Source organism: Duganella zoogloeoides (assembly GCF_034479515.1).
GTDB lineage: Bacteria > Pseudomonadota > Gammaproteobacteria > Burkholderiales > Burkholderiaceae_D > Rugamonas > Rugamonas zoogloeoides.
In genome coordinates this window covers 6,031,883-6,058,647 of sequence record NZ_CP140152.1, presented here as the reverse complement: position 1 = coordinate 6,058,647, position 26,765 = coordinate 6,031,883, and the positions used below count along the sequence as shown (strand labels likewise).

General features: G+C 65.1%; 21 protein-coding genes. 11 read left to right on the top strand and 10 right to left on the bottom strand.

Annotated elements, in window-relative coordinates; all coding sequences use genetic code 11:
• Positions 1 to 61: 61 nt before the first annotated feature.
• Positions 62 to 700, bottom strand: coding sequence for a LysE family transporter (locus tag SR858_RS26570; protein WP_026637714.1), 639 nt, complete (start codon positions 698 to 700; stop codon positions 62 to 64).
• A 160-nt stretch (positions 701 to 860) separates the two neighbouring features.
• Between SR858_RS26570 and SR858_RS26565 the strand changes: the two genes are divergently transcribed.
• From SR858_RS26565 to ccoS, 7 genes are all read left to right on the top strand, one after another.
• Positions 861 to 1,796: a DUF808 domain-containing protein gene (locus SR858_RS26565; RefSeq protein WP_019924197.1), complete on the top strand. Its 936-nt coding sequence runs from the start codon at positions 861 to 863 to the stop codon at positions 1,794 to 1,796.
• 75 nt (positions 1,797 to 1,871) lie between these two features.
• Positions 1,872 to 3,989: an EAL domain-containing protein gene (locus SR858_RS26560; protein WP_154820080.1), complete on the top strand. Its 2,118-nt coding sequence runs from the start codon at positions 1,872 to 1,874 to the stop codon at positions 3,987 to 3,989.
• Between the two features lie 125 nt (positions 3,990 to 4,114).
• Positions 4,115 to 5,764: a methyl-accepting chemotaxis protein gene (locus tag SR858_RS26555; RefSeq protein WP_019924199.1), complete on the top strand. Its 1,650-nt coding sequence runs from the start codon at positions 4,115 to 4,117 to the stop codon at positions 5,762 to 5,764.
• Positions 5,765 to 5,775: 11 nt separating this feature from the next.
• Positions 5,776 to 7,206 (top strand): oxygen-independent coproporphyrinogen III oxidase, encoded by a 1,431-nt coding sequence (hemN, locus tag SR858_RS26550; protein WP_019924200.1) that lies wholly within the window; start codon positions 5,776 to 5,778, stop codon positions 7,204 to 7,206.
• Between the two features lie 5 nt (positions 7,207 to 7,211).
• Complete coding sequence (locus tag SR858_RS26545; RefSeq protein WP_019924201.1) at positions 7,212 to 8,048, top strand: sulfite exporter TauE/SafE family protein; 837 nt, start codon at positions 7,212 to 7,214, stop codon at positions 8,046 to 8,048.
• Positions 8,030 to 10,681, top strand: coding sequence for a heavy metal translocating P-type ATPase (locus SR858_RS26540; RefSeq protein WP_019924202.1), 2,652 nt, complete (start codon positions 8,030 to 8,032; stop codon positions 10,679 to 10,681). The genes SR858_RS26545 and SR858_RS26540 overlap by 19 nt, the downstream gene beginning before the upstream one ends.
• Entirely contained in the window at positions 10,681 to 10,911 is a 231-nt protein-coding gene (gene ccoS / locus SR858_RS26535; protein ID WP_026637715.1) for a cbb3-type cytochrome oxidase assembly protein CcoS, read from the top strand. The genes SR858_RS26540 and ccoS overlap by 1 nt, the downstream gene beginning before the upstream one ends.
• On the opposite strand, the gene kynA is transcribed toward ccoS, so the two are convergent.
• From kynA to kynB, 3 genes are read right to left on the bottom strand one after another with little or no spacing between them, the layout of a single operon-like run.
• Positions 10,845 to 11,714, bottom strand: a complete 870-nt coding sequence (gene kynA / locus SR858_RS26530; RefSeq protein WP_026637716.1) for a tryptophan 2,3-dioxygenase — start codon at positions 11,712 to 11,714, stop codon at positions 10,845 to 10,847. The two genes, ccoS and kynA, sit on opposite strands and share 67 nt — an antisense overlap.
• A 25-nt stretch (positions 11,715 to 11,739) precedes the next feature.
• The gene (gene kynU / locus SR858_RS26525; protein WP_019924204.1) at positions 11,740 to 13,002 is read right to left on the bottom strand and encodes a kynureninase; all 1,263 of its coding nucleotides are present in this window, start codon (positions 13,000 to 13,002) and stop codon (positions 11,740 to 11,742) included.
• A gap of 19 nt (positions 13,003 to 13,021) precedes the next feature.
• Positions 13,022 to 13,708 carry an arylformamidase gene (gene kynB / locus SR858_RS26520; RefSeq protein WP_019924205.1) on the bottom strand — a complete coding sequence of 229 codons (687 nt, stop codon included), beginning with the start codon at positions 13,706 to 13,708 and terminating at the stop codon, positions 13,022 to 13,024.
• 138 nt (positions 13,709 to 13,846) lie between these two features.
• Here kynB and SR858_RS26515 point away from each other — a divergent pair, with 138 nt between their 5' ends.
• Positions 13,847 to 14,329 carry an Lrp/AsnC family transcriptional regulator gene (locus tag SR858_RS26515; RefSeq protein WP_019924206.1) on the top strand — a complete coding sequence of 161 codons (483 nt, stop codon included), beginning with the start codon at positions 13,847 to 13,849 and terminating at the stop codon, positions 14,327 to 14,329.
• On the opposite strand, the gene SR858_RS26510 is transcribed toward SR858_RS26515, so the two are convergent.
• Both SR858_RS26510 and SR858_RS26505 read right to left on the bottom strand, forming a co-directional pair.
• Positions 14,326 to 15,621, bottom strand: a complete 1,296-nt coding sequence (locus tag SR858_RS26510; protein WP_026637717.1) for an amidohydrolase family protein — start codon at positions 15,619 to 15,621, stop codon at positions 14,326 to 14,328. The two genes, SR858_RS26515 and SR858_RS26510, sit on opposite strands and share 4 nt — an antisense overlap.
• A 339-nt stretch (positions 15,622 to 15,960) precedes the next feature.
• Positions 15,961 to 16,431: an Lrp/AsnC family transcriptional regulator gene (locus SR858_RS26505; RefSeq protein WP_019924208.1), complete on the bottom strand. Its 471-nt coding sequence runs from the start codon at positions 16,429 to 16,431 to the stop codon at positions 15,961 to 15,963.
• Between the two features lie 308 nt (positions 16,432 to 16,739).
• On the opposite strand from SR858_RS26505, the gene SR858_RS26500 reads away from it, so the two are divergent.
• From SR858_RS26500 to SR858_RS26490, 3 genes are read left to right on the top strand one after another with little or no spacing between them, the layout of a single operon-like run.
• Positions 16,740 to 19,709, top strand: a complete 2,970-nt coding sequence (locus tag SR858_RS26500) for a TonB-dependent receptor domain-containing protein (RefSeq protein WP_084670149.1) — start codon at positions 16,740 to 16,742, stop codon at positions 19,707 to 19,709.
• A gap of 60 nt (positions 19,710 to 19,769) precedes the next feature.
• Positions 19,770 to 21,164, top strand: a complete 1,395-nt coding sequence (locus SR858_RS26495) for a M20/M25/M40 family metallo-hydrolase (RefSeq protein WP_019924210.1) — start codon at positions 19,770 to 19,772, stop codon at positions 21,162 to 21,164.
• Positions 21,165 to 21,192: 28 nt separating this feature from the next.
• Entirely contained in the window at positions 21,193 to 22,530 is a 1,338-nt protein-coding gene (locus SR858_RS26490; RefSeq protein WP_019924211.1) for an amino acid permease, read from the top strand.
• 114 nt (positions 22,531 to 22,644) lie between these two features.
• Here SR858_RS26490 and andAb read toward each other — a convergent pair whose 3' ends face one another.
• The 4 genes from andAb to SR858_RS26470 form a co-directional block, all read right to left on the bottom strand.
• Entirely contained in the window at positions 22,645 to 23,865 is a 1,221-nt protein-coding gene (gene andAb / locus SR858_RS26485) for an anthranilate 1,2-dioxygenase ferredoxin subunit AndAb (RefSeq protein WP_019924212.1), read from the bottom strand.
• 7 nt (positions 23,866 to 23,872) lie between these two features.
• Complete coding sequence (gene andAd / locus SR858_RS26480; RefSeq protein WP_019924213.1) at positions 23,873 to 24,346, bottom strand: anthranilate 1,2-dioxygenase small subunit AndAd; 474 nt, start codon at positions 24,344 to 24,346, stop codon at positions 23,873 to 23,875.
• A gap of 12 nt (positions 24,347 to 24,358) precedes the next feature.
• Positions 24,359 to 25,627, bottom strand: coding sequence for an anthranilate 1,2-dioxygenase large subunit AndAc (gene andAc / locus SR858_RS26475; protein WP_019924214.1), 1,269 nt, complete (start codon positions 25,625 to 25,627; stop codon positions 24,359 to 24,361).
• Positions 25,628 to 25,703: 76 nt separating this feature from the next.
• Entirely contained in the window at positions 25,704 to 26,732 is a 1,029-nt protein-coding gene (locus SR858_RS26470; protein WP_019924215.1) for an AraC family transcriptional regulator, read from the bottom strand.
• Between the last annotated feature and the right edge of the window lie 33 nt (positions 26,733 to 26,765).

Below are 26,765 nucleotides of genomic sequence, written 5' to 3'. Positions count from 1 at the left end.
CGTTAGTAATGGGGATTTAACGCGGCAACAGACGGTTCGCCTACACGGGTTACAAATAATTTCAAGTTGCCGAGCCACGTTTGACGAAAAAGAGCGCCGCCCCCACGCCCATCAGCAACCCGCCAAACACGCGGTTCTGCTGCTTGACCGCGCGCGGGTCGCGGAAGAAGCGCTGCATCGACGAGGCCAGCAAGGCATAGCCATGCATCACCACCAGGTCGATGGCGCACATGGTGGCGGCCAGGATCAGCAGTTGCGGCAGCAGCGGCGAACCTTGCGTAATGAACTGCGGCAGCACGGCCACCATGAAAATGATGCCCTTGGGATTGGTGGCATTGGTCAAAAAGCCGGTCAGGTAGCGCTTGCGCGCTGACGGCACCACCACTTCCAGCTGCGCGTGCTGCGCGCCAATGGCCACCCTGGCGCGCCACTGCGACAGGCCCAGGTAAATCAGGTACAGCGCGCCAACGGTCTTGACCACGTTGAACGCCAGCTCGGACGCCAGCAGCAGCGAGCCGACGCCAGCGCCGGCGATGAAAAAGATCAGCAGCAGGCCCGTTTGCAGACCGAGGATGGTGGCGCTGGCGCGCCGCACGCCATAGGACAAGCCATGCGACATCGACAGCACCGCGCCCGAACCGGGCGAAACGGCAATAATGCAGGCGGCGACGAAAAATCCCAGCCAGACGGCAAAGCTCATGATGTACATCCCATGGTTGACTCCGGCGTCAGCGAAATGCTGCGCGGTAACGCACATTGTAGCCGCGTCGCCATATCGCCGCCGGCTCAGCTTGGGTTAAACTTGCTGCTTCTATAATAAGGACCACCATGACCACTTTCACCACCCGAGGGAGCCGCTAATGGCCGGCACCAGCCTGTTGGCGCTGATCGACGATATCGCGACCATCCTCGACGACGTCACCGTGATGACCAAGGTCGCGGCCAAGAAAACCGCCGGCGTGCTCGGCGACGACCTGGCGCTCAATGCGCAGCAGGTATCCGGCGTGCGCGCCGCGCGCGAAATTCCCGTGGTGTGGGCGGTGGCGGTCGGTTCGCTCAAGAACAAGGCGATCCTGGTGCCGGCAGCGCTGGCGATCAGCGCCTTCCTGCCGCAGGCCATCACGCCGCTCCTGATGATCGGCGGCCTGTACCTGTGCTTCGAGGGCTTCGAGAAAATCGCCCACAGCGTGCTGCACAAGGAAGAAAAAGCCCAGCGCAAGCAGGAACTGGTGGCTGCCGTGGCCGATCCCGACGCCGACCTGGTGGCGCTGGAAAAGGAAAAGATCAAGGGCGCCGTGCGCACCGACTTCATCCTGTCGGCCGAGATCATCGTCATCTCGCTCGGCAGCGTGGAAGGCAAGCCGTTCATGGAACAGGCGCTGGTGGTCATCCTGATCGCGCTGGTGATGACGGTGGGGGTCTATGGCCTGGTGGCCGGCATCGTCAAGATGGACGATGCCGGCCTGTACTTGAGCAAGCTGGGCAACGCCATCGTGCGCGGGTTTGGCCGCTTCCTGCTGGCCGCGGCGCCGGTGCTGATGAAATTCCTGTCGGTGGTGGGCACGGCCGCCATGTTCATGGTCGGCGGCGGCATCCTGGTGCACGGCATTCCCGGCAGCCACGACGTGGTGCACCACGCGCAAGAAGTCATGGCCGGCGTGCCGACGCTCGGCCCGGTGCTGTCCTTTATCACCGAAAGCGTGATCGGCGCCGTCACCGGCCTGGTGGCGGGCGCGCTGGCGCTGGCGGTGGTGACCGTGGTTGGCAAGCTCTGGCGCACAACCAAGAAGTCTTAAAAAATCGGACTTCCTGCGGAACTTCCCGGCTGCTAGCCACTCCAAGACCAAAATAATCGGCTTTTGGAGCGGCACATGGATTTTCGGCATTTAAGGATGGCGCTGGACGCGGCGCGCATGACGATCTGGGACACTTTCATTCACGACGGCACGGTGGCAAGCAGCACCGTCAACTGGCAGGGCGGCGGCCAGCGCCTGCTCGGCCTGCCACCGGGCCAGCTGGCGCAACCGTTTACCGACTTTCTCAGCTATGTCCATGTGGACGACCGCGACGCCCTGGTCCATACCATGCAGGAGGCCGTGGACATGTGCACCGGCTACGAGGTCGAGTACCGCGTGGTGTGGGACGACGCCAGCCTGCACTGGCTGGCCGCCAAGGCCCACATGCTGTGCAACGCCCACGGCGCCCCTACCGGCACCCTGGGCATCATCTGGGACATCACCGAACGCAAGCTGAACGAACAGGCTACGGCGCGCGACCGCGAGATGGCCGCGGTGACGCTGCGCGCCATCGGCGAGGGCGTGATCACCATCGACCCGCACGGTAAGACCGAGTACCTGAACCACACCGCCGAGCAACTGACCGGCTGGCGCAGCGACAAGGCGCGCGGCCAGGATATCGCCAGCATCCTGCGGCTGACCAACGAGGCCGGCGAGCCCATTGCCGAACACGTGGCATTGCAATGCCTGCGCCTGCGGCAAACAGTAGCGCCGGCGTCCGACAACCAGCTCGTTACGCGCGAAGGGCGTCACATCGCGGTCGAGGAATCGGCCTCGCCGATCTGGTCCGACAACGGTGCCCTGCTGGGCGTGGTGGTGGTATTCCGTGACGTGAGCCACGAGCGCAAGCTTACCCGGCAATTGTCGTGGAACGCCACCCACGACACCCTCACCGGCCTGATCAACCGGCGCGAATTCGAAGTACGCATCGCCGAGGCCCTGCACAGCGCCAAGGAAGAAGGCCATGTGCACGCCATGCTGTACATGGACCTCGACCAGTTCAAGATCGTCAACGACACCTGCGGCCACGCTGCCGGCGACCAGCTGCTACAGCTGCTGGCACGCATGCTGCAAACCCAGATGCGCGACTCCGACGTGCTGGCGCGCCTTGGCGGCGACGAGCTCGGCGTGCTGCTGCCGCGCTGCCCCACCGACCAGGCGCGCCTGATCGCCGAGAGCTTGCGGCAGTCGATCCGCAATTTCCGCTTCGTCTGGCAGGAGCGCACCTTCGAACTCGGCGTCTCCATCGGCATGGTCGAGGTCACGCGCCACAGCAAGTCGATGACCGAGCTCTTGATGGCGGCCGACCAGGCCTGCTACCTGGCCAAGGAGCGCGGCCGCAACCGCGTGCACGTGTACCGCGACGCCGACCAGCGGCTGGCGCGCCGGCTCGGCGAGATGCAATGGGTATCGCGCCTGAACGAAGCGTTCGAGCAGCAATACTTCCGCCTGTATACGCAACCCATCGTCGGCCTGGGCCAGACCGGCAGCGAACACCTCGAGGTGCTGATCCGCATCCAGCCCGCCAAGGGCGACCTGATCCTGCCCGGCGCCTTCATTCCCGCCGCCGAACGTTACGACCTGATGACCGCCATCGACCGCTGGGTGATCCGCGCCGTGTGCCGCCATGCCGGCGCTGCTGCTGCTGCTGCTGCTGCTGCTGCCGCTGCGGCGGCCCCGGCCGGAGCGCCTACCGCCGCCATTGCCCCGATCGCTCCCATCGAGTATTCGATCAACCTCTCCGGCACCTCGCTCGGCGACGACAGCCTGCACGACTACATCGTCGAGCAGTTCCGCGAATTCAACGTGGCGCCGCAGCACATCTGCTTCGAGATCACCGAAACGGCCGTGATCGCCAACCTGATCCGGGCGCAGGAATTCATGGCCAAACTGAAGGCGCTCGGCTGCCGCTTCTCGCTCGACGACTTCGGCAGCGGCCTGTCGTCGTTTGCCTATCTCAAAGCGCTGCCGGTCGATTTTCTCAAGATCGACGGCGTGTTCATCCGCGACATCGCCACCAATTCCATCAACCGCGCCATGGTCAAGGCCATCAACGAGGTGGGTCACGTGATGGGCCTGCGCACCGTGGCCGAATACGTGGAAGACGACACCACGCTGGCCGTGGTGCGCCAGCTCGGGCTCGACTACGCCCAGGGCTACGCGGTAGGCACATTGCAGCCCCTGCAAAGTTGATGCAATACAGATAACGCCACCTGCCACAATCCCGGAAATTTTGATCTACATCAATAAAATTGCCTGACGGACTCCGTACACTGGTCACACCTATTGTGATAAAGCAACAACAGCCGGAGAGTGCGATGCGCAACAACCAACCCGTCAGCAACCGCGAAGTGGAAGTCCTGGACGACCAGGCGATTGTTTCCAAGACCGATATGAATGGCAACATCGTCTATGTGAACCCGTATTTCACCCAGATCAGCGGTTTTACGGAAGAAGAACTGATCGGCGCACCGCAGAACATTGTGCGCCATCCCGACATGCCGGCCGAAGCGTTTGCCGACCTGTGGGAATCGATCAAGGGCGGCACGCCGTGGACCGGCATCGTCAAGAACCGTTGCAAGAACGGCGACCACTACTGGGTGCGCGCCAACATCACCCCGATCCGCGAACATGGCAAGACCATCGGCTACATGTCGGTGCGGGTCAAGGCCGAACGCCACCAGGTGGCCGAAGCCGAAGAAGCATACAAGGCCATCCGCGCCGGCGACGGCCACGGCATCCGCATCAAGAACGGCCAGTTGATCCGTCCCGGAACATTGCGGCTGCTGGCGCGCCTGTCCCACGTCTCGCTGGGCATGCGCATCTGGCTCGCCACCAGCGTGGTCAACGTGCTGCAACTGGGCGTGTGCGTGGCCGCGCTGATGGGCAACGAAGGTCACCGCTACGCCATCTTCGGCGCCACCTTCCTCGGCCTGTTGATCAACATCTTCCTGTGGTACACCTTGCGGGTCTCGATGCTGGCGCCGCTCAGGCAGGCGCTCGAGGGCGCCCGGTCGATCGCCGCCGGCGACCTGACCGCATCGTTCGACACCCATGCCACCGACGAGGTGGGCCAGCTGCTGCGCGCGCTGCAGCAGATGAACAGCAACCTGATCGCCACCATCCGCGACGTGCGCATCAACGTGGAAACCATGGCCGTGGCCACGCGCCAGATCGCCGCCGGCAACGCCGACCTGTCGGGCCGCACCGAGGCGCAGGCCGCCAGCCTGGAAGAGACGGCATCGTCGGTCGAACAGTTCTCGGCCACCGTCAAGCAGAATGCCGACAACTCGGCTCAAGCCAACGACCTGGCCGTGAGCGCCTCGCATGTTGCCGTGCAGGGCGGCGAAATTGTCGCCGACGTCATTGCCACCATGGACGAAATCAACGCCTCGTCGCGCAAGATCGTCGACATCATCGGCCTGATCGAAGGCATTGCTTTCCAGACCAATATCCTGGCGCTCAACGCGGCCGTGGAAGCAGCCCGTGCCGGCGAACAGGGTCGCGGCTTTGCGGTCGTGGCCGGCGAAGTGCGCAACCTGGCGCAGCGCAGCGCCACCGCCGCCAAGGACATCAAGAACCTGATCGACGTCTCGGTCGGCAAGGTCAGCGCCGGCATGGTGCAGGTGGACCGCGCCGGCGCCACCATGAAGCAGGTGGTGTCGTCGGTACAGCAGGTCACCGCCATCATGCGCGAAATCTCGGTCGCCTCGCACGAGCAGAGCATCGGCGTCGACCAGGTCAATTCGGCCATCGCCCACATGGACCAGGTCACGCAGCAGAACGCCGCGCTGGTCGAAGAAGCGGCAGCGGCCACCGCCAGCCTGGCCGTGGAAGCGGGCGGCCTGACGCAGGCGGTCAGCCTGTTCAAGTTCGGCCGCGCACCATCGCGGGCCAGGGCCAGCAGCGGTGGCAACAAGGCGGCCCGCCCGGCCGCCAAGACGGAACCCCGCCGCCTGGCAGCCTGAGAGCCACCATCATGTCTACCTCCAGCATTACCGCGTCGGCCATCGATGCGGTCGAATTCGACGCCGCCATCATCAGCAAACTGAGCCAGTCCGGTCCGCGCTACACCTCGTACCCGACCGCCGACCGCTTCGTCCCGGACTTCGGCTATGGCCAGTTCCTGGAAGCGGTGGCGGGCCTGCGCCTGCGCCGCAGCCAGCGCCCGCTGTCGCTGTACATCCACGTGCCGTTCTGCGACACCATCTGCTACTACTGCGGCTGCAACAAGATCGTCACCAAGGATCACGGCAAGGCCGCTACCTACCTCGGCTACCTCAAGCAGGAACTCGACATGCAGGGCCGGCTGTTCGCCGGCATCGGCCAGATCGAGCAGCTGCACTTCGGCGGCGGCACGCCCACCTACCTGAGCGACCGCCAGATGGGCGACCTGATGGCCTACTTGCGCGAGAACTTCGACTTCGCACCCGATGCGCTGGGCGAATACTCGATCGAGATCGACCCGCGCACCGTGACACCGGAACGCATCCACTCGCTGCGCGCGCAAGGTTTCAATCGCGTCAGCCTGGGCGTGCAGGATTTCGATCCCGAGGTGCAGCAGGCGGTCAACCGCATCCAGCCCGAAGCGGAAACCCGGGCCGTGATGGCGGCCGCGCGCGACGCCGGCTTCCGCTCGATCAGCATCGACCTGATTTACGGCCTGCCCAGGCAGACCATGGCCACCATGGAGCGCACGCTCGACAAGGTGATCGACGCCAGCCCCGACCGCATCGCCCTGTACAACTACGCCCACCTGCCGCATTTGTTCAAGCCGCAGCGCCGGATTGCGGACGCCGACCTGCCCACCGCCGCCGTCAAGCTCGACCTGCTGGCGCTGTGCATCCGCCGCCTGTGCGCGGCCGGCTACGTGTACATCGGCATGGACCATTTCGCCAAGCCCGACGACGAGCTGGCCGTGGCCCAGCGCCAGGGCCGCCTGCAGCGCAATTTCCAGGGTTATTCCACCCGCGCCGAAGCGGACCTGATCTCGTGCGGCGTCTCGGCCATCAGCGCGATTGGCGCCACCTACAGCCAGAACGAAAAGACGCTCGACGCCTACTACGAAAAGCTCGACGCCGGCGTGCTGCCGATCACGCGTGGCGTCAAGCTCGACAACGACGACCTGCTGCGCCGCATCGTGATCCAGAAGCTGATGTGCAATTTCGAACTGTCGCTGGCCTCGCTCGAGCAATCGTTCCCGATCACGTTCCGCCATTATTTTGCCGCCGAACTGGAACAACTGGAGGCGTTTGCGCAGGACGGCCTGCTCACGGTCGACCACGAGTGGATCAGCGTCACGCCCAAGGGCCGGCTGTTGATACGCAATATCTGCATGGTGTTCGACCGCTACCTGGCCACGGCAAGACTCGATAGCGCGCAACCGCTGCGCTACTCGAAAACCATCTGACCGCCATGGCCGTCCAGCTGCTTCCCGTGTTCCTGGTCGGCCTGGCCGGCAGCATTCATTGCGTGGGCATGTGTGGCGGCATTGTCGGCGCGTTGTCGGCCAGCGCCAGCACGGGCGCCGCGCGCGCGCCGGTAAGAACGATGATTCCGATAGCGGCCCCCGGCGCCAGTGCCACTGCCGGTCCTGCCGGTGCTTCCACCGCTGGTGCTGCTGCCAGTAACGGCACTGCCGCAGCGCTGACGCGGGTACTGGCCTATAACACCGGCCGCATTGCCAGCTACATGCTGGCCGGCGCCATCGCGGGCGGCCTGGCCGGCGGCGCGCAAAGCCTGGCCGGTCTGGCCGGCGTGCAGTTGGGCTTTTACTGGCTGGCCAACCTGATGCTGGTCGCCCTCGGATTACACCTGATGAACGCCTGGCGCGGCCTGGCGTGGCTGGAACAGGGCGGCCGCCTGCTGTGGCAGCGCGCGCAGCCCGTCATCGCGCCGTGGATGACAACCCTGCTGCCGGTGCAGAAGCCGCAGCAGGCGCTGGCGCTCGGCGCACTGTGGGGCTGGCTGCCATGTGGCATGGTGTACAGCGTGCTGCTCACCGCCATGCTCAGCGGCGACGCCTTCGACGGCGCCACCGTGATGCTGGCCTTTGGCCTCGGCACCTTGCCGATGCTGGTCGGCCTGGGGTTGATCGGCGCGCGCGTGCAGCGCGCCATGCGCCGGCCGCTGGTGCGCATCGCCTGCGGCGTGGCGGTGCTGGGATTTGGTTTGCTGGGACTGCTGCGCGCCGGCGGCGGTGACGGCATTACGCCGGAATGGATCACTATCTTATGCCTGACACCCCACTGACACAACGCGCGGCCAGCGCGCACGCTGGCTGCTACCACTGCGGCGAACCGGTGCCCTCCTCCGCCAACTGGCCGGTGGACATCGACGGCGTTATCCACACCATGTGCTGCCCCGGCTGCGCGGCAGTGGCGCAGACCATCGTCGACCTCGGGCAGGCGTCGTACTACCGCGACCGTTCTTCATTTGCCGCCAGCGCCGGCACTGCCCACCTGGTACCGCCCGAGCTGCAACTGTATGACAACGCCGACCCGCGCTTCGCCCGCGACGACAACACGCGCGAGACCACGTTCGCGGTCGAAGGCATCCGCTGCGCCGCCTGCGTGTGGCTGATCGAACACCGGCTGGCGCGCCTGCCCGGCGTGGAAGCGGCCCAGCTCAACGTTGCCACCGAGCGCCTGTACGTGCGCTGGCGCCGGGCCGACTGCCGCCCCGGCGACATCCTGGCCGCGCTGCACGCGATCGGCTACACCGCGTATCCGTACGATGCCGGCCGCCACCAGGTGCAGCAGCGCCAGGCCGCGCGCACATTGGGCCGCCAGCTGTTCGTGGCCGGCCTGGCGATGATGCAGGTGATGATGTACGTGGCGCCGGCCTATATGTCCAATGGCGACGGCACGCTCGATCCGGCCATGGCGTCGCTGATGCAGTGGGCCAGCCTGCTGCTCACGATACCCGCAGTCAGTTATGCCGCGCTGCCGTTCTGGCGCGGCGCCCTGGCCAGCCTGCGCGCGCGCACCCTGGGCATGGACGTGCCGGTGGCGCTGGGTATCGCCGCCGCCTTCGGCGCGAGCGTGATCGCCACCGTGCGCGGCACCGGCGAAGTGTGGTTCGATTCGGTCACCATGTTCATCTTCCTGCTGCTGTGCAGCCGCTGGTACGAGCTGCGCGCGCGGCGTCGCGCCGGCGCCGCGCTCGAACGGCTGCACCACGCGCTGCCGGCATCGGCCACCTTGCTGGCCCAGTATCCCGACAGCCGGGGCGCCACGCTGGTGCGCGCGGCCGCGCTGCAAATCGGCGACGTCATCATGATCAAGCCCGGTGAGGCGGTGGCGGCCGACTGCGTGGTGGTCGATGGCAACACGTCGCTCGACCTCTCGCTGCTGTCGGGCGAAAGCGCGCCCGTGGCAAAAGACACCGGCGCAGCGCTGCCCGGCGGCGCCATCAACGCCGGCGCCGTGGTGCTGGCGCGGGTAACGCGGCGGGCCCAGGACAGCACCATGTCGAGCCTGGTAAAGCTGATCGACCGCGCGGGACAGGGCAAGCCGCGCATCGCGCTGTGGGCCGACCGCGTGGCGGCGTGGTTCGTGGCAGGGCTGCTGCTGTTTGCCATCTGCGCTTTCGGCTTCTGGAGCTGGCACGACGGCAACCTGCTGCGCGCCTGGCCGATCGCGATTGCAGTATTGGTGGTGTCGTGTCCATGCGCGCTGTCGCTGGCCACGCCCACCGCGCTGGCCGCCGCCACCGACCGCCTGCTGCGCGGCGGCGTGCTGGTGACCGGCGCCCAAACCCTCGAAACCCTGCACCGCGCCACCCACATCGTGTTCGACAAGACCGGCACCCTCACCCACGGCCGCCCGGTACTGCAAGCGACCGTGCCGCTGGGCGCCATGCGCGCCGGCTTCTGCCTGCAAGTGGCTGCCGCGCTCGACGCCGGCAGCGCCCACCCGCTGGCACGCGCCATCGTCGCGGCAGCCGTCACGGCCGGCGGCGGACGGCGCGAGGACTGGCACCCGAACACGGTACGCGAAGTGCCCGGCTGCGGCATCGAGGCCGTGCTGCACAACCGGCGCTACCGGCTGGGCAGCGCTGCTTTCGTGGCAGGGATCGCGGGCATGGCGGGAACCACCACAACGGTCGCCAGCACCGGAACAGCGGGTACGGCAGGACCGCCCGGAGTGTCCGCAGTGGACGGCACGGGGATTGCGGCGGCTGTCGGCCCAACCGCAATGACGGCAAGCGCCGAACTTGCGGACATGCCGGGATACTCCGGCCAGCCTGGCACCGGCCTGGCGCCCGCCCACCAGGTAGCGGACGGCGCCACGCCCGTGTACCTCGGTGCGGAGGGCCAATGGCTCGCCTGCCTGCAACTGCACGACGGCCTGCGGCCCGACGCCCAGGCCACGGTCGATTATTTCCGCCGTACCGGCAAGACGGTGGTGCTGCTCAGCGGTGACCATGACGTGCTGGCGCGCCGCGTCGGCGACCGGCTCGGCATCGGCACCACCGTGGGCGGCTACCTGCCCGAAGAAAAGCTGGCGTTTGTAAAACAGCTGCAGATGAAGGGTGCGGTGGTGGCGATGGTGGGCGACGGCATCAACGACGCCGCCGTGCTGAGCGCGGCCGACGTGTCGTTTGCGATGGGCGAAGGCGCCGCGCTGGCGCAAGCCCATGCCGACGCGGTGCTGCTGGGCGGCCGGCTCGGCGCCGTGGCCGACAGCGCCCGCGTGGCTGCGCGCACCATGCGCGTGATCCGCCAGAACCTGGCCTGGGCCAGTGTGTACAACGTGACCGCGATTCCGGCGGCGGCGCTGGGGTTACTCAATCCGTGGCTGTCGGGCGTGGGCATGGCCGCCAGTTCGGCGGTGGTGGTGGCCAACGCGCTGCGGCTGCGCCGCGCCGGCAAGGCGTCGTGATGGAGGCGCTGCTGCTGTTGATTCCCCTGAGCGTGCTGCTGGTGTTCGTCGCCCTGTGGATTTTTTTCCGCGCGTCCGACGACGGCCAGTTCGACGACCTGGTGGGGCCCGGCCTGCGGGTGCTGCAGGATGACGACCGCCCGCACCAAGCCGCCCCGGAAGATCAAAGTTCTGTACGTAACTCGAACAGTTCTGGAAACAACACCACGTCGAGCATCTTGCGCAAGTAGTTGACGCCATCGGTGCCGCCGGTGCCCATCTTGAAGCCGATCACGCGCTGCACCGTGGTGACATGGCGGAAGCGCCACAGCCGGAACGCGGTCTCCAGGTCCACCAGCTTTTCGGCCAGCTCGTACAGCGGCCAGTACTCACCCGTGTTTTGATACACGGTGGTCCACGCAGCCTTCACCGAGTTGTCGGATTTGACCGGCTGGTCCCACGGCCCCGCCAGGCGCGCGGCATCGACGGCCAGGCCGCTGTTGGCCATCACCATGATGGCCTGGTCGTAGATCGACGGCGCCTCGAGCGCGCGCTTGAGCACCGCGTACGCTTCCGGCTTGTGCTGGTGCACTTGCAGGTGGGTGGCGTTCTTGTTTCCGAGCAGGAATTCGATTTCGCGGTACTGGTGCGACTGGAAGCCCGACGACGCGCCCAGGTACGGGCGGATCGCCGTGTACTCGGGCGGCGTCATGGTGGACAGCACATCCCATGCATGCACCAGCTGGTTCATGATGGCCGCCACGCGCGCCAGCATTTTCATCGCGGCCGGCAGCTGGCCTGCCGCGATATTGTCGCGCGCGCCGTGCAGCTCATGCAGCATGAGCTTCATCCACAGCTCGCTGGTCTGGTGCTGGATGATGAACAGAAGCTCGTTGTGCTCGGGCGAGAGCGGGTGCTGGGCCGACAGGATGGTGTCGAGCGACAGGTAGTCGCCGTAACTCATGTCTTTTGAAAAATCGAGCTGGGCGCCGTGGTAATCGGCTGGCTGGCTCGGGGCTGGCGTTGCGGCGCCGTGGGATACCGGACATTTCATGGTGTGCTTTCGTATGTCGTAAAAATCAGGTTACCGCATCGCGCTTGGCATCGACCTGGTAATCGCGGCGGTCGAGGATATCCTTCAATACCATCACCGCACGCCACACGTCCTGGTACGTGGTGTACAGCGGCGTGAAACCGAAGCGCATCACCTGCGGTTCGCGGTAGTCGCCGATCACGCCGCGCGCGATCAGGGCCTGCATCACCGCGTAACCGTGCGGATGCATCACGCTCACCTGGCTGCCACGCTCGGCGTGGGTGCGCGGCGTGATCAGCGCCAAAGGATGGTCGGCGCAATGTTCTTCGAGCAGCGCGATAAACAGGTCGGACAGCGCCAGCGACTTGGCGCGCAGCGCCGCCATCGGCACCTGGTGGAAAATCTCCAGGCCGCATTCCACCAGCGCCAGCGACACCACCGGCTGGGTACCGCACAGCGCGCGGCCGATGCCGGCCACCGGCGCATACGACGGCTGCATGGCAAACGGCTGGCGATGGGTCCACCAGCCGGTGAGCGGCTGCGAGAACTGTTCATGGTGGCGCTTGGGCACCCAGATGAACGCCGGCGAACCGGGGCCGCCGTTGAGGTACTTGTAGGTGCAACCGACCGCGAAGTCGGCGTTGGCGGCGTTCAGTTCCACCGGCACCGCGCCGGCAGAATGGGCCAGGTCCCAGATCGCCAGCGCGCCGGCGGCATGGATCTGCGCCGTGGTGGCAGCCATGTCGAACATGCGGCCGGTGCGGTAGTTGACGTGGGTGAGCATGACCACCGCCACTTGCGCGCCGGCGTCGCCGCCGAGCGCGGCCGGCAGGTCGGCCCACGAGTCGAGCAGTTTCAGTTCATAGCCGCGTTCGAGCCAGCCCAGCAGGCCTTCGGCCATGTAGATATCGCTGGGAAAATTGTCGCGCTCGGTGATGATCACGCGCCGACTGGCACGGACTGGATCGGCCGCCTGCATCTTGATGGCGGCGGCCAGCGCCTTGAACAGGTTGACCGACGTCGAATCGGTGACCACCACCTCGTCCTCGGCAGCGCCCACCAGCGGCGCCAACAGTGAGCCAAGGCGACGCGGCAGGTCGTACCAGCCGGCCGTGTTCCAGCTGCGGATCAGGTCGTCGCCCCACTCGGCAGCAATCACCTGCTGCGCGCGTTGCAGGGAGGCCTTGGGCCGCGCGCCCAGCGAATTGCCGTCGAGGTAAATCACGCCGTCAGGCAGTGCAAACTGGGCGCGCTGGGCGGCCAGCGGGTCGGCGGCGTCGAGCGCCAGGCAATCTTGTTCGGTGGTCATGGAAGTCTCGTGGTTGAAGTTATCGGGTAAAGGCAAAGGATGGGGGCGATACGTCACCGGGCAGCGCACGCAACACCGCGCGCACCGGGCTGGCGTCGAGCCCGCGCAATTTGAGCGGCAGCGCGATCAGTTCGTAATCGCCGGCCGCAATCTCGTCGAGCACCACGCCTTCCAGGATGGCCATGGCGTGGCGCCGCACGGCGTTGTGGCTGGCCATGGTCTTCGAGGTTTGCGGATCGATCGACGGCGTATCGATGCCCACCAGGCGCACGCCGTGCCAGGCCATCAGGTCGATGGCGCCAGCGGCGACGGCAATGAACTGCGCGTCCCACGCCAACTGCGGCGCGGTAGCCGTGGTCTTGAGCAGCACCCGCGCCGGCGTGTTATGCAGCATGGAAGCAATGTGGCGCGCTTCCACCACGCCGCCGGCAGCGATACCCAGCATGCTGCAATCGATCACGCGGCACGGCCCCAGGTAAGGGTCGAGCGCCACGGCGTCGATGGCCGCGCCAGCGCTGTCGTAGTGCGACGGCGCGTCGCAATGGGCGCCGGTGTGGGTGGACAGCGTAATCTGGCTCACCTGCACCGGGCATTGCTCGTCCATCTGCCAGGTGGTGCGGGCGCTGAACGGGCTGTCGCCGGGCCAGACGGGAATGGCCGGTGACAGCGTGGGACTGATGTCCCAGATGCGGTGCGTAGTGGTCATGAGAGCGTGGTGGTGAAGGGCTGCGACAGATATATTCTAGAGCACGAAAGAACTTTTTTTTCTGCAAAGATCGGCGCAAAAAACGCCGATATTGATCTATTATTCGATTTATCTACTTAAAAACCGCAAAATATTTCAATGAAACTGGACCTTGTCGATATAAACATATTACGGGCCCTGCAGCAGGACGGCCGCATCAGCAACGCCCGGCTGGCCGAGCTGGTGTTCCTGTCGCCGTCGGCCTGCCTGCGCCGCGTCGGCCTGCTCGAGGAAGCCGGCATCATCCAGGGCTACACCGCCCGCCTCGACGCCGAACTGCTGGGACTGGACGTGGAAGCGTTCGTCATCATCACCATGCGGCGCGACACCGACCAGTGGCACGAGCAGTTCGTCGCCGCCCTGCCGCAGTGGGAAGAGGTGGTGGGCTCGTTCGTGGTAACCGGCGAAGCCAACTACATGCTGCGGGTACGCGCGCGCAATTTGAAACACTATTCCGACTTCGTGATGAACAAGCTCTACAAGGTACCCGGCGTGCTCGACATCCGCTCGCACATGGTGCTGCGCAATCTCGGCGAATCGGGCGTGCTGGGCACCAGCCTGCTGCAGCAGGACGACCGTTAGTCGGCCAGCGGCTTGACCACCTTGCCGCCCTTCATCACGAACGAGACTTTTTCCAGCGTGCGGATGTTGGCGATCGGGTCGCCCTTGACGGCAATGATGTCGGCATAGCGGCCCGGTGCGATGCTGCCGATGTCCTGTGCTGCGCCGATCAAATCGGCGGCGTTACGGGTGGCCATCAGGATCGCATCCATCGGCGTGATACCGGCCTGTACCAGTAGCGCGAATTCCTCGCCGTTGCCGCCGGTCTGGTCGGTGCCGAATGCCATTTTCACGCCGGCCCGGTAGGCCACTCCCGCGTTCTTGATGGTGCCCGGTGCCACGATCTTCGCCTTGGCGGCTGACGACGGCGGCAGCCGTTCCGGATGCTCGATCGCCAACTTCAGGCCGCGATTTGCCACCAGCAGGGTCGGCACGAAATAGGTACCGTTTTTCTTCATCAACTGGTAGCTGTCGGGCTCGCCAAAGGTGACATGCTCGACCGAATCGGCGCCGAGCCGGCTGGCCTGATCGATGGCGCCCTTGCCGTGCGCGTGCGCGGCCACCTTCATGCCCAGCGCATGCGCGGTGGTCACCACGGCGGACACTTCGGCGTCGGTCATGGTGGTGCGCTTGGGATCGTCGTTAATGCTGAGTACGCCGCCGCTGGGCATGATCTTGACCAGGTCGGCGCCTTCGCGGTGCAGGCGGCGCACGGCCTTGACCGCCTCGTCCGGGCCGTCGATCACCGACGCGTCCCAATGCGCATGGTCGAGCTCGGGATCGAGGCCGTTGCGCTTGTCGCTGTGCCCACCCGTGGGGCCAAGGTACATGCCGGACACATACATCCGTGGTCCCGGGATCACGCCGCTGTTGATGGCGCGCTTGAGGCCCACGATCACCTCGGTTTCCGTGCCCAGGTCGCGCAACGACGTGAAGCCCAGGTCCAGCATGCGCGTCGCGGCCGCCGCAGTGCGGAACGCGGTGTCGCTGGACGTGGTGGTGAAGCGCTGCGCCAGTCCGCCGCCTTCGCCGATCACGCCAAAGCTCATGTGCACATGGCAGTCGATCAGCCCCGGCAGCACGGTCGCCTGCGACAGATCGACGATCTCGGCGCCGGCCGGGGTGACGAAGCCGCTCTGCACGGCGGTGATGCGGTCATCGGTGACCAGGATGGACATCTTGTCGGCCACCTTGCCGGAGACGGCGTCGATCAGGTGGCCGGCGTGGATGACCACGTCCTTCGCGGCAGCGGCGCAAGACCAGCACAACAGGGCAGCAGCAAGGGCGGTAAGAGGGAGCGACTTCGATTTCATCGGTGGGTCCTTAAGTGGAAGAACTGGAAAAACCTGGTAGCGGAAGTACCGATTGCAACCGCAGCCGTTAGCCGACAATCCGTCATCCTCGCGAAAGCGGGGATCCATACTGAGCCTCAGATCACGCGGTCTATGGATCCCCGCGTGCGCAAGGATGACAATTCTGCGGTTGACGGCTTCGGCGTGACGGCGGCTTACGCTGCACGACGCGATGACTTCCGCTGGTGTAAGAAATTTTACTTGGCTAGCAGAAAAATAGTGTTCTTATTTTTCCGACGAAGCGCGCAGATTCGGAACATTGGTCCGAATCCGTCGCGGTTGACAGAACAGTTATACCTGTCAGACCGCTTTGGCGCGCCAGTGAGCCGCCGCCGTCAGTGACGAACGCGACTTGATGGTCTTGAGGCAGATCATGGTGGTGGAGCGCTGCAAGCCGGGCAGCAGCGACAGGTTGTAGCGCAACAGGTCGTCCAGCGTATCGACGCCCTCGCACACGACCTTGAGCAGGTAGTCGGCCTCGCCCGCCATCGACAGGCACTCGATCACGGCCGGGTTGGCCAGTGCGGCCGCTTCGAACTCGGCGCGGCGGCCGAAATCGATCATCACCTGGATATAGGCAGTCAGTTTCAGTTGCAGCAGCTGGGGTGCGATGTCGGCGTGGTAGCCGCGGATGGTGCCATTCTTTTCCAGCGCCTGCACGCGGGTCCAGCACGGGGTTTTCGACAGGCCCACCTCCTCGGCCAGGTCAACGAACGATTGCCTTCCATCGCGTTCAAGGGAAGCCAGGATGGCCAGGTCGTATTTGTCCAAGGGTTCTCCAAAATGTTGAAAAACAAGCAGGCTTCCTGTGCCATTGATGCGGCACGGGATGATGATCCAAATATACAACTAAATCAGAACAATATTCCAAAATTTCTGATTTTTCCCGGCTTAAAAGAATAAAAATTGCTTGCATATCGATATCATGTATTTCCATATCGCGAGCCGCAACAAACGATCCGCCCGATCCGCCACCAGCGGGCCCCGGGGTGAGGGACAACGATCGCCACAACGACCAGGTGCCATCCGGAAATAAACCACACGTTCGCATCAAAGACGTTACTAACCGGGGGAACCTCATGAGCAAATCAGGAAAACGCAAGGCGCCACGACCGCGCTCCACGCCACCAGCCGCACCGCTGCCCAGGAAGCTGTCCGGCTCCCTGCGCGTGGCCACCGGCCTGCTGCTGCTGTCCGGCAGCGGTTACGGCTATGCCCAGGCGGCTGCGCCGCAGGCTGTGCCCGCCACCACTGCGGCAGCGGCAGAAGCAGCGACCACGGCAGAACCTGCCGCGGTGGACGCCGTGATCGACACCGGCGCCAGCGTGGTGGTGAGCGCCTCGCGCATCGACCGTGCCGGCTTCAAGGCCCCTACCCCCACCACCGTGATCGGCGGGGCGGCCATCGCCCAGCGCGCGGCGGTCAACGTGGCCGATGTGCTCAATGAAGTGCCGGCGTTCCGCGCCACCAATTCCGCCACCAGCGGCACCACCAGCACCGGCGTCAGCTTTACCGACCTGCGCGGCCTCGGCTCCAACCGCACCCTGGTGCTGCTGGGCCGCAACCGCCTGCCGCTGACCTACAACGGCAACATCGCCGGCGCCGCCGGGGTGGACCTGAACATGGTGCCGACGTCGCTGATCCAGAGCGTGGACGTGGTGACCGGCGGCGCCTCCGCCGCCTACGGCTCCGACGCGGTCGCAGGCGTGGTCAATATCCGCCTGAAGGATCGCATCGACGGCGTGCAGGGCTCGGTCCAGTACGGCCAGACCGGCCAGGGCGATGCCCGCGACAAGACCGTCAGCCTGGCCGGTGGCACCACGTTTGCCGACGGCCGCGGCCGCATCATTGCCGGCGGCGAGTACAACGACAACAGCGGCGTGCGCAATTACTACGAGCGCGACTGGGGCCGCGAGGAAGTGTCCGCCTTTGCCGTGCCCGGCACCCGTGCAGCGGGCGTGCCGGCCAACCTGATTGCCAGCGGCGTGCGCATCGGTAACATGACTTCCGGCGGCCTGATCCAGAACGTGGCCACCAACCCGGCCGCCCTGCGCGGCCAGCAGTTCGTCACCAACGCCGATGGCACCGTGGGCATTGCTCCGTTCGCCTACGGCCAGTACGCGACCGGCACCACCATGATCGGCGGCGGCGCTTACGGCAACAGCATCTACGGCCCGTTCGCACTGCGCACGCCGGTCGAGCGCGCATCGTTCATGAGCAAGCTGTCGTACGACATCACGCCCGACATCACCTTCTATGTCGAACCGTCGTATGCGCGCAGCAAGGGCGGCGGCACCAGCCAGATCTATTTCAATCCCGCAGTCTCGATCGCGCGCGACAACGCCTACCTGCCCGCTGCGGTGGCGGCGCAAATGGGCAGCACGGCGCTGCGCGTGGGTTACTCGGGCAACAATCTCGGCGCGCCGCAACTGGAAAACCTCAACGAAGCGGCGCGCCTGGCCACCGGCTTGCAGGGATCGTTTGGCGACACCTGGAAGTGGGACGTCAACCTGCAAAAGGCGCGCAGCAATTTTGAAAAAACCACGTCCAACGTGGTGATCAACGCCAATATGCTGCGCGCCATCGATGCCGTGACGGTGACCGCCGCCAACGTCGGCACGTCGGGCCTGGCGCTCGGTTCGATCGCCTGCCGTTCCACGCTCACCGCGCCCACCAATGGCTGCGCACCGGTCAACCTGCTGGGCAGCAGCACCCCATCAGCGGCAGCGGCCGCCTACATCCTAGGCCAGGCGCGCTTCAAGCAGGTATCGGAACTGGAAGAGGCGTCGGCTAATATCCAGGGCGAACCGTTTTCCACCTGGGCCGGTCCGGTGTCGATTGCCGGCGGTTTTGAATATCGCAAGGAAAAACTGTCGTCGTCGGCCGATGCGCTGTCGTCCGCCGGCGCCTTCAACATCAACAACGTCCAGCCGATCAATGGCGACCTCAGCGTGAAAGAGGTGTACCTGGAGACGCTGGTGCCGCTGGCGGCAAAACTGCCCGGCATCCACGCACTCGACTTCAACGGCGCCGTGCGCCGCACTAGTTATTCCACGTCCGGCGACGTCACGACCTGGAAGGCTGGCCTCAGCTATTCGCCGACCGCCGACTTCCGCCTGCGCGGCGCCCGCTCGCGCGATATCCGCGCACCGAACCTGTCCGAACTGTTCAGCTCGCGCAACTCGGCGACGCAATCGCTGTTCGATCCACGCGCCGCCTTCAACAGCAGCTACGTGATGACGGCCTACACCGGCGGCAACACCGCGCTGCAACCGGAAAAATCGGACACCACCACGCTGGGCATCGTGTTCGAGCCGGCCAGGCTGAAACGCCTGAGCATGTCGGCCGACTACTACAAGATCGACGTCAAAAGCGCGATCACCACGGTCGCGTTCCAGACCCTGATCAACAACTGCCTGCGCGACGGCAAGACCAGCGACTGCCAGTACATCACCTTCGCTGCCGACAACTCGATCGCGGCCGTGTCCGGCGTGAACGCCAACGTGGGCGAGCTGCGCACCCACGGTGTCGATCTGCAACTGGCGTATGCCCAGCCATTGCGCGACCTCAGCGACAAGCTGAACGGCACCGTCAACGTCGCGGTGCAGGGCACCAAGGTGTTCGAGCTGTGGTCGTCGGGCGACGTGACCCCGGCCACGCCCAACGGCGTCAACCGCGCCGGCCAGACCGGCGTGACCGGCGGCATCCCGGAATGGTCGTGGAACGTCAGCGCCACCTATAAGCTGGGCCCGCTGTCCACCACCGGCCAGCTGCGCTACATCAGCCGGGGCCACTACAACAACGCCATGATCGGCCCGGACGATGCCAACTACGCCGCCACGCTGGCCAACAGCATCGACAACAACATCGTGCCGTCGGTAACCTACTTCAACTGGCGCGGCAGCTATGAGCTCGGCGGCAAAGGTTCGCCCGAGGTGTTCGTGGCCGTCAACAATGTGTTCGACCGGGCGCCGCCGCTGCCGGCCAATGGCGTCTACTATGACGTACTGGGCCGCAGCTTCAGCCTCGGCCTGCGCGCCAAGTTTTAATCGCACCAGTGCGCGTCCCCCGGGGACGCGCTTTGTCATGTCAGCGTACAGGAATCATTGATGAAGAAAAAACTCGTCGCCAGCTTGCTGCTGGCCGGCCTGCTGGCCACCGCCGCCCAAGCAGCTCCCGCCTCCCTCACCGCGCAACAGCAAACCTTCCGCGCCATCTACCAGCAACTGGTGGAAATCAACACCACCCACTCCGCAGGCGATACCACCAAGGCAGCACAGGCGATGCGCGAGCGGCTGCTGGCGGCCGGCTTCAACGCCGACGACGTGCAAGTGATCGCCCCGTTCGAGCGCAAGGGCAACCTGGTGGCGCGTTTCAAGGGCACGGGCAAGAAGAAACCGTTGCTGCTGCTGGCGCACATCGACGTGGTGGAAGCCAAACGCAGCGACTGGACCACCGACCCGTTCATCCTGCAGGAAAAAGACGGTTACTTCACGGCCCGGGGTGCGGTCGATGACAAAGCCATGGCAGCCGCGTTCATTTCCATCCTGGCGCAGCTGAAGACCGAAGGCTTCAAACCCGAGCGCGACATCATCGTGGCGCTGACCGGCGACGAAGAACGCGGTGGCGTGCCCAGCAATGGCGGGCGCTGGCTGCTGGAAAACCGGCGCGACCTGGTGGACGCCGAGTTCGGCATCAACGAAGGCGGCCGGGGCGAGCTGAAAAACGGCAAGCCGTTCGTGCAGATCTTGCAGATCGGTGAAAAAAGCTTTGTGCAGGCCGAGTTCGAGACCAGCGGTCCCGGCGGCCACAGCGCCCGTCCTACCCCGGACAACGTGATCTACGACTTGACCGCTGCACTGGGCCGGCTGCAACAGTACCAGTTCCCGGTGCGCCTGAACGACGCGGCGCGCATGTACTTCGAGCGCAGCGCGCCGTTGCAGCAGGGTGCCGTGGCCGCCGACATGCGCGCGGTAGCGCAGGGCACGCAGGATGCGGCCGTGTTCGCGCGGCTGTCGCAGGATCCAAACCTGGTGGGCCTGCTGCGCACCACGTGCGTGGCCACCATGGTCAACGCCGGCCACGCGCCGAACGCGCTGGCGCAAAGCGCCAAGGCCATCGTCAACTGCCGCCTGCTGCCCGACGAACAATTCGCGTTTGTCGAGGCGCAATTGAAAGCCCTGGGCGGCGACAAGGTCAAGGTGACGGTGCGCGCCGAGAGCGAGCAGGCGCCATCGTCGCCGTTGCGTCCGGACGTGATGGCAGCGGTGGAAGCGCTGACCGCGCAAATGTGGCCCGGCGTGCCGGTGGTGCCGACCATGGGCGTATCGACGACCGACAGCCGGCTGTTCCGCGCGGTGGGCATACCGATGTATGGCGTGTCCGGCTTGTTTGTCGATCCGGCCACCGTCAATGCCCATGGTTTAAACGAGCGCATCGGCGTGAAGGAACTGTATGATGGACGTGAATTTCTGTACCAGCTGGTCAAGCGTCTGACGCGTTGAACCGCCCTGTCAACCCATCAAAATTCTCATGAAAAATGACAACACGCTCAAGCGCGGCTTGAGCAACCGCCACATCCAGCTGATCGCGCTGGGCGGCGCCGTCGGCACCGGCTTGTTCCTCGGCGTGGCCCAGACCATCAAGCTGGCTGGCCCGTCGGTGATCCTCGGCTACGCGATCGCCGGCATCATGGCCTTCTTCATCATGCGCCAGCTGAGCGAAATGGTAGTGGACCAGCCGGTGGCCGGATCCTTCAGCCACTTCGCCAACCGCTACTGGGGCTCGTTTGCCGGTTTCGCCTCGGGCTGGAATTACTGGATCCTGTACGTGCTGGTCAGCATGGCCGAGCTGACTGCCGTCGGCATCTACGTGCAGTACTGGTGGCCGGGCGTGCCGATGTGGGCGTCGGCGCTGGGCTTCTTCCTGCTGATTAACGCGGTCAACCTGCTGCACGTCAAACTGTTCGGCGAGATGGAGTTCTGGTTCGCCATCATCAAGGTCGCGGCCATCATCGGCATGATCGGCTTCGGCGGCTACCTGCTGATCAGCGGCAGCGGCGGTCCGCAGGCCAGCATCACCAACCTGTGGGCGCTGGGCGGCTTCTTCCCGCACGGCGTGGGCGGCATGGTGATGGCGATGGCGATCATCATGTTTTCGTTCGGCGGGCTGGAACTGGTCGGTATCACGGCGGCCGAAGCGGAGTCGCCGGAAAAGACCATTCCCAAGGCCACCAACCAGGTCGTCTATCGCATCCTGATTTTTTACGTGGGCGCGCTGGCGGTGCTGTTGTCGCTGTACCCGTGGAGCGACGTCCAGCAAGGCGGCAGCCCGTTCGTGCTGATCTTCCAGGCGCTCGACAACGGCTGGGTGGCCTCGGCCCTGAACGTGGTGGTGCTGACGGCCGCGCTGTCGGTGTACAACAGCTGCGTGTACAGCAACAGCCGCATGCTGCTCGGTCTGGCGCTGCAAGGCCATGCGCCGAAGACGCTGGCGCATGTGAATAATCGCGGGATTCCGGTGCACGCGCTGGGCGTCTCGGCGGCCGCCACCGCCTTGTGCGTGGTGGTCAACTACGTCATGCCGGGCAAGGCGTTCGGCATGTTGATGATGCTGGTGGTGGCGGCCTTGATGATCAACTGGGCCATGATCAGCATCACGCATTTGAAGTTCAGCAAGAGCAAGGCGGCTGCCGGCGAACGGACCAGCTTCCGCAGCTGGGGCCAGCCGTGGACCAACTACCTGTGCCTGGCCTTCATGGCCGGCATCGTGGTGATCATGTACCTGACGCCCGATACGCGGATCGCGGTGTACATGATGCCGGCGTGGGTGGCGGTGCTGGCGATTTGCTACAAGATCAAACAGAAATAAGCTTCGGGGTCAGTAAGCTTCGGGGTCAGTGCCGACATTTAGACACGAGCTCAACTGTAGTAGCTGCTACGGTCGAGTTTGTGTCCGAATGTCGGCACTGACCCCGAAGTTGTTTTAGCGCTTGGCCGGGAGGTCGGCCAGCGAGAGGAAGGCGTCGGCAAAGAATTGCGTTGCCGGCAGGCTGCGTTCAAGGCTGAAGCTGGTGCGGGCGGCGGCTACCATGGGCGGGGCGCCGCAGGCATAGACCTGGTGTAGGGCCAGGTCGGCATGGTCGTCGAGCACCGCCTGGTGGACGAAGCCGGTGCGGCCTTGCCAATCACTTTCGGCCGGTTCCGAAATCACCGGGATGTACTCGAACCATGAGAGTTCGGCCGCCCATTGCAGGCACAGCGTGTGCTGGTACAGGTCCGCTGCCTTTCTGCCGCCCCAGTACAACTTTACTTTGCGCGAATTACCTTGCGCGATCGCCTGCTGCATGATGGCTTTGACCGGTGCGAAGCCGGTGCCGCTGGCCAGCAGGATCACCGGCGCCTCGCCACTGCGCAGATAAAAATCGCCGGCAGGGCCTTCCAGCGCCAGCCGTTCGCCTGCCTGTAGTGCGCCGAAGACGTGATCGGTAAAATGCCCACCCGGCAGGTGGCGGATGTGCAGTTCCAGCGTGTCGCCGCCGCCCATGCTTGCCATCGAATAGCTGCGGCGCACGCCGCCATCGAGCAGCACGTCGAGGTACTGCCCGGGCAGGTAGTCCAGCGGCGCGCCGCTGTCCTGGTGCAGGCGCAGTATGGCGACATCGGCGCCGGCTTTTTCGATGCTGGCGATGCGTACCGAGAACGTGCGGCTTTCCGGTAGCAGCGCTGCGGGTGCTGCCGGTGATGCAGCGGGAGCCGCGCCCGAATACGCACCGCCACAGCCGCCGGCCGCAGCCGGGGCGCCAACGGCAGCAGCGGCCGCACCAGTACTGGCACCAGCGCCAGCAAACTCTGTCGCGCTACTGCAGGCAGCACCGGCATCGGCACCAGCCGGCTCGGCCACATCGACCTCCACCCTGCCCGCCACCACCCGCACCGGGAAGCTGCGCACCGCTGTGGTAATCGGCGCCGAGCGGGCGGCGCCGCTGCGGATGTCGATCAGTCCCTGGTGCAGCGGGCATTCGACGCAGCCGTCTTCCACGTAGCCATCGGACAGCCGCGCATTGCCGTGGCTGCACTTGTCGCGCAGCGCGTACACGTCGTCGCCGAGACGGAACACGGCCAGCGGCTGGCCGCCGGCCTGTTTCGCCACCGGCGTGTCTTCGCAAAATTCGTCGGCCGCGCCGAGATCGATCCAGGTCGTCATGGCGGCCTCAGATCGGCGTGGCCAGCAGGGTGGCCACGCGCGAGGTGTCGTAGATCACGCGCTTGGCTTTGTAGCGCCAGCCGTCCGGCGTGCGCACCACCACGTCCAGGTAGCGGCCGGCCTGGTACACGAACGATTCGCCGTCCTGCAAGGTTTGCACCACCACGTAGCTCGATTCGGTTTCCACGGTGTCGGCATCGATCACGCGGATCTGCATGCCCGACGTCATGTGGCGGTAGCTGTGCACCTCGTAGATATTGGCGTGGCGCAGCGACAGTACGCGGTCGCGCAGCATGCGCTTGCTGTCGCAGTAGATGATGCCGATCGGCAGGCCGGCGTCTTCGTTTTCGCGCGGGACGATTTCATAGACACACTCTTCGGTGAAGAAGTCGGCCCACTGCTCGAGGCGGTCGTTGTCGAGCGCGCTGATGTATTGTTGCTGCAACTGGTGCAACTCGAACCACAAGATCATTTGTTCCATGTTCATTCCTCCTTAAAACGCCATCAGCTTCTGGTAGCCCTGCCAGAACTTGCGGATCAGGCTTTCGGTGATCAGCGTGTCTTCCTGGTCGGGCTTGTCCTTCGACATTTCGATCACCGAGCACGCATCCGGGTCGCGCCGGGTGCCGCGCTGGACCATTTCCGTCGCTTCCGTGTCTTCCATCGAGATATAGCCGGCCGGCCCCACCAGGTTGGCCTGCTTGATGCGCAGCGCGCGCAGTTCGGGCGTGTCGTCGGCGTAGCCGAAGAAGTGGAAAATCAGCTCGAAATTGTCCGGGCCCTTGGTCAGCAGCTGGCGCGCCACCAGGGTGTTGTGGATCTGCTGCACCACCAGTTGCGGGAAGATCGGCTGGATGTGGTTGGTGGTGTTCTCTTCGAATTCCTGGATCTGGCCCAGCACCGACGGGTCTTCCAGTTGAAAACCTTCGTCGAACGAGCGGATCGCCTGCTGCTTGTAGGCGTCCGAGGTTTCTTCCTGGTTCTTGGTGGCGGTGATGATGCTGTGCAGGCCGTGGCGCTTGTCGGCAATCGACCGCGCCTTCATGCCCACCCGGAAGATATTAAAGGTCGTGTGGAACAGGTGCAGCAGGCTGGCGTGGTACGGATCCTTGACGTTTTCCAGGTACAGCTTCCAGTTCGATTTCGAGTACTGGCGGGTGCAGCCGAGGTACACGATCGGCTTATGAAAAATGCGGTCGAGCCACGGCGTCATCTCGGCGCCCAGGTAATCGACCAGCGGTTCCACCGTCTCGCTGAAGGTGGCAAAGACCAGGCCCTTGTAGCTGTCCACGCGCAGCTGGCGCAGGCCGTGGCACTTCGGATCGAAATCCTTGGGCATGCCGGCCATGCCATTCTGGCCGCGGCGGAACGGTACACCGAGCAGGTTGCCGCGCTGGTCGAAACTCCACTGGTGGTAGGCGCAGCTGTGCGAACTGGCGTTGCCGCGCTGCTCGCGGCACACGGTGGCGCCCCGGTGCGAACATTTGTTGACCCACGCGGCCAGGCTGCCGTCGTCGGTGCGGGTGACCACCACCGGGGTGTCGCCGACAAACGTCGATTTGAAATCGCCTGGCTTCTCGATTTCCGCTTCCAGCGCCAGGAAATTCCAGACCGGACCGCGAAAAATCTTTTCCTGTTCGCGCTCGTATACTTCCTGCGAACTGAACACTTTATACGGCGTGCGCGAACCGTCGGTGCGCGGGAACTGCACCAGGGGATGCACCGTGGCCGGTGCGGCAGCTGCTTCGTCTAGATGGGACATGGGACCTCTCCGTGTGGTGGACTCGATGAATCGAGTCTAGGGAAGAGGCCCCTGCGCTGCTAGCCGGATCTGGCAATCATGAAGCAGGCGCCATCCGTTTCTGGCTACGTGGCAAATGGCCATGGCGCGCGCGGTAGTACGCGGCAAACCGGCCCGCGTGGCCGAAGCCGAATGCGAGCGCGGTGTCGGCCACGCCGGCTTCGGCATGCATCTGCAAATGGGCGTGGGCGGCGTCGAGCCGCATATTGCGCAGCAGCTCCATCGGCGAGACGCCATGGTGGCGCTGGCACAGCTGATTGAGGCTGCGCACGCTCATGCCCGCTGCCAGCGCCAGGTCGGCCAGCGCCACCGGTGCACACAGCTTGCTGCGCATATAGCGCTCGAGCGCATCGAGCCGCTTGCCGGCGCTGCCGTCGGTCAAGCCCTGGCCCGCTGCCGCCGCCTGCGCATCGGCAGCCACCTTCGGCGCGCCCTGCCCCTGCTGCGCCAGCAGGAACAGCGCCACGTTGCGCTCGTAGTGATCGATCCACGCCGTGTGGCCGGATTCGGTGGCCGGCAGCGCCAGGATGCTGAGCAGCGAATGCAACATCATTTCCCAGTGCTGCCCGAGGGCTGGCGCCAGCAGCAGGCCCGGCGCCAGGCCGCGCAGCGCGCCCGGGGCACCGGCGCCGCGCGTCGCCTGTCCCTGCATCTCGCGCAGCAGCGCGTGCGGCAGCTTGACGATCAGCTGCTCGGAACCCTCGCCCCACACCATGCGGATGTGCTTTTTCGGTGCAATGATCGCGGTGCGTCCCTGCGGTACGGCCACCCGGTGACCATCGCAGTCGAACTCGGTACAGCCCTTGAGCGACGTGTGCACCAGCGCGAAATCCTCGAACGGGCGCGGCGTCACCTCCACCTCGGCGCCGTAGCGCAGCGCCATCATCTGCAGGCGGTTGATGCGCGCCTGGTAAAGCGCGGTATTGACGGTGCCGCGCCGCCATTGCAGGTCGTGGTCGGCCAGCGCGCTTGCCACATGCTGGTGCGTGGCCACCTTCTCATCGGAGTGAAACACGCAGCCTTGGTACAGTTTGGACAAGTTCAGCGATTCGACGAGCGTGTGCATGGTGCATCCAGTGATCGGCAATAGGGGCCGCCA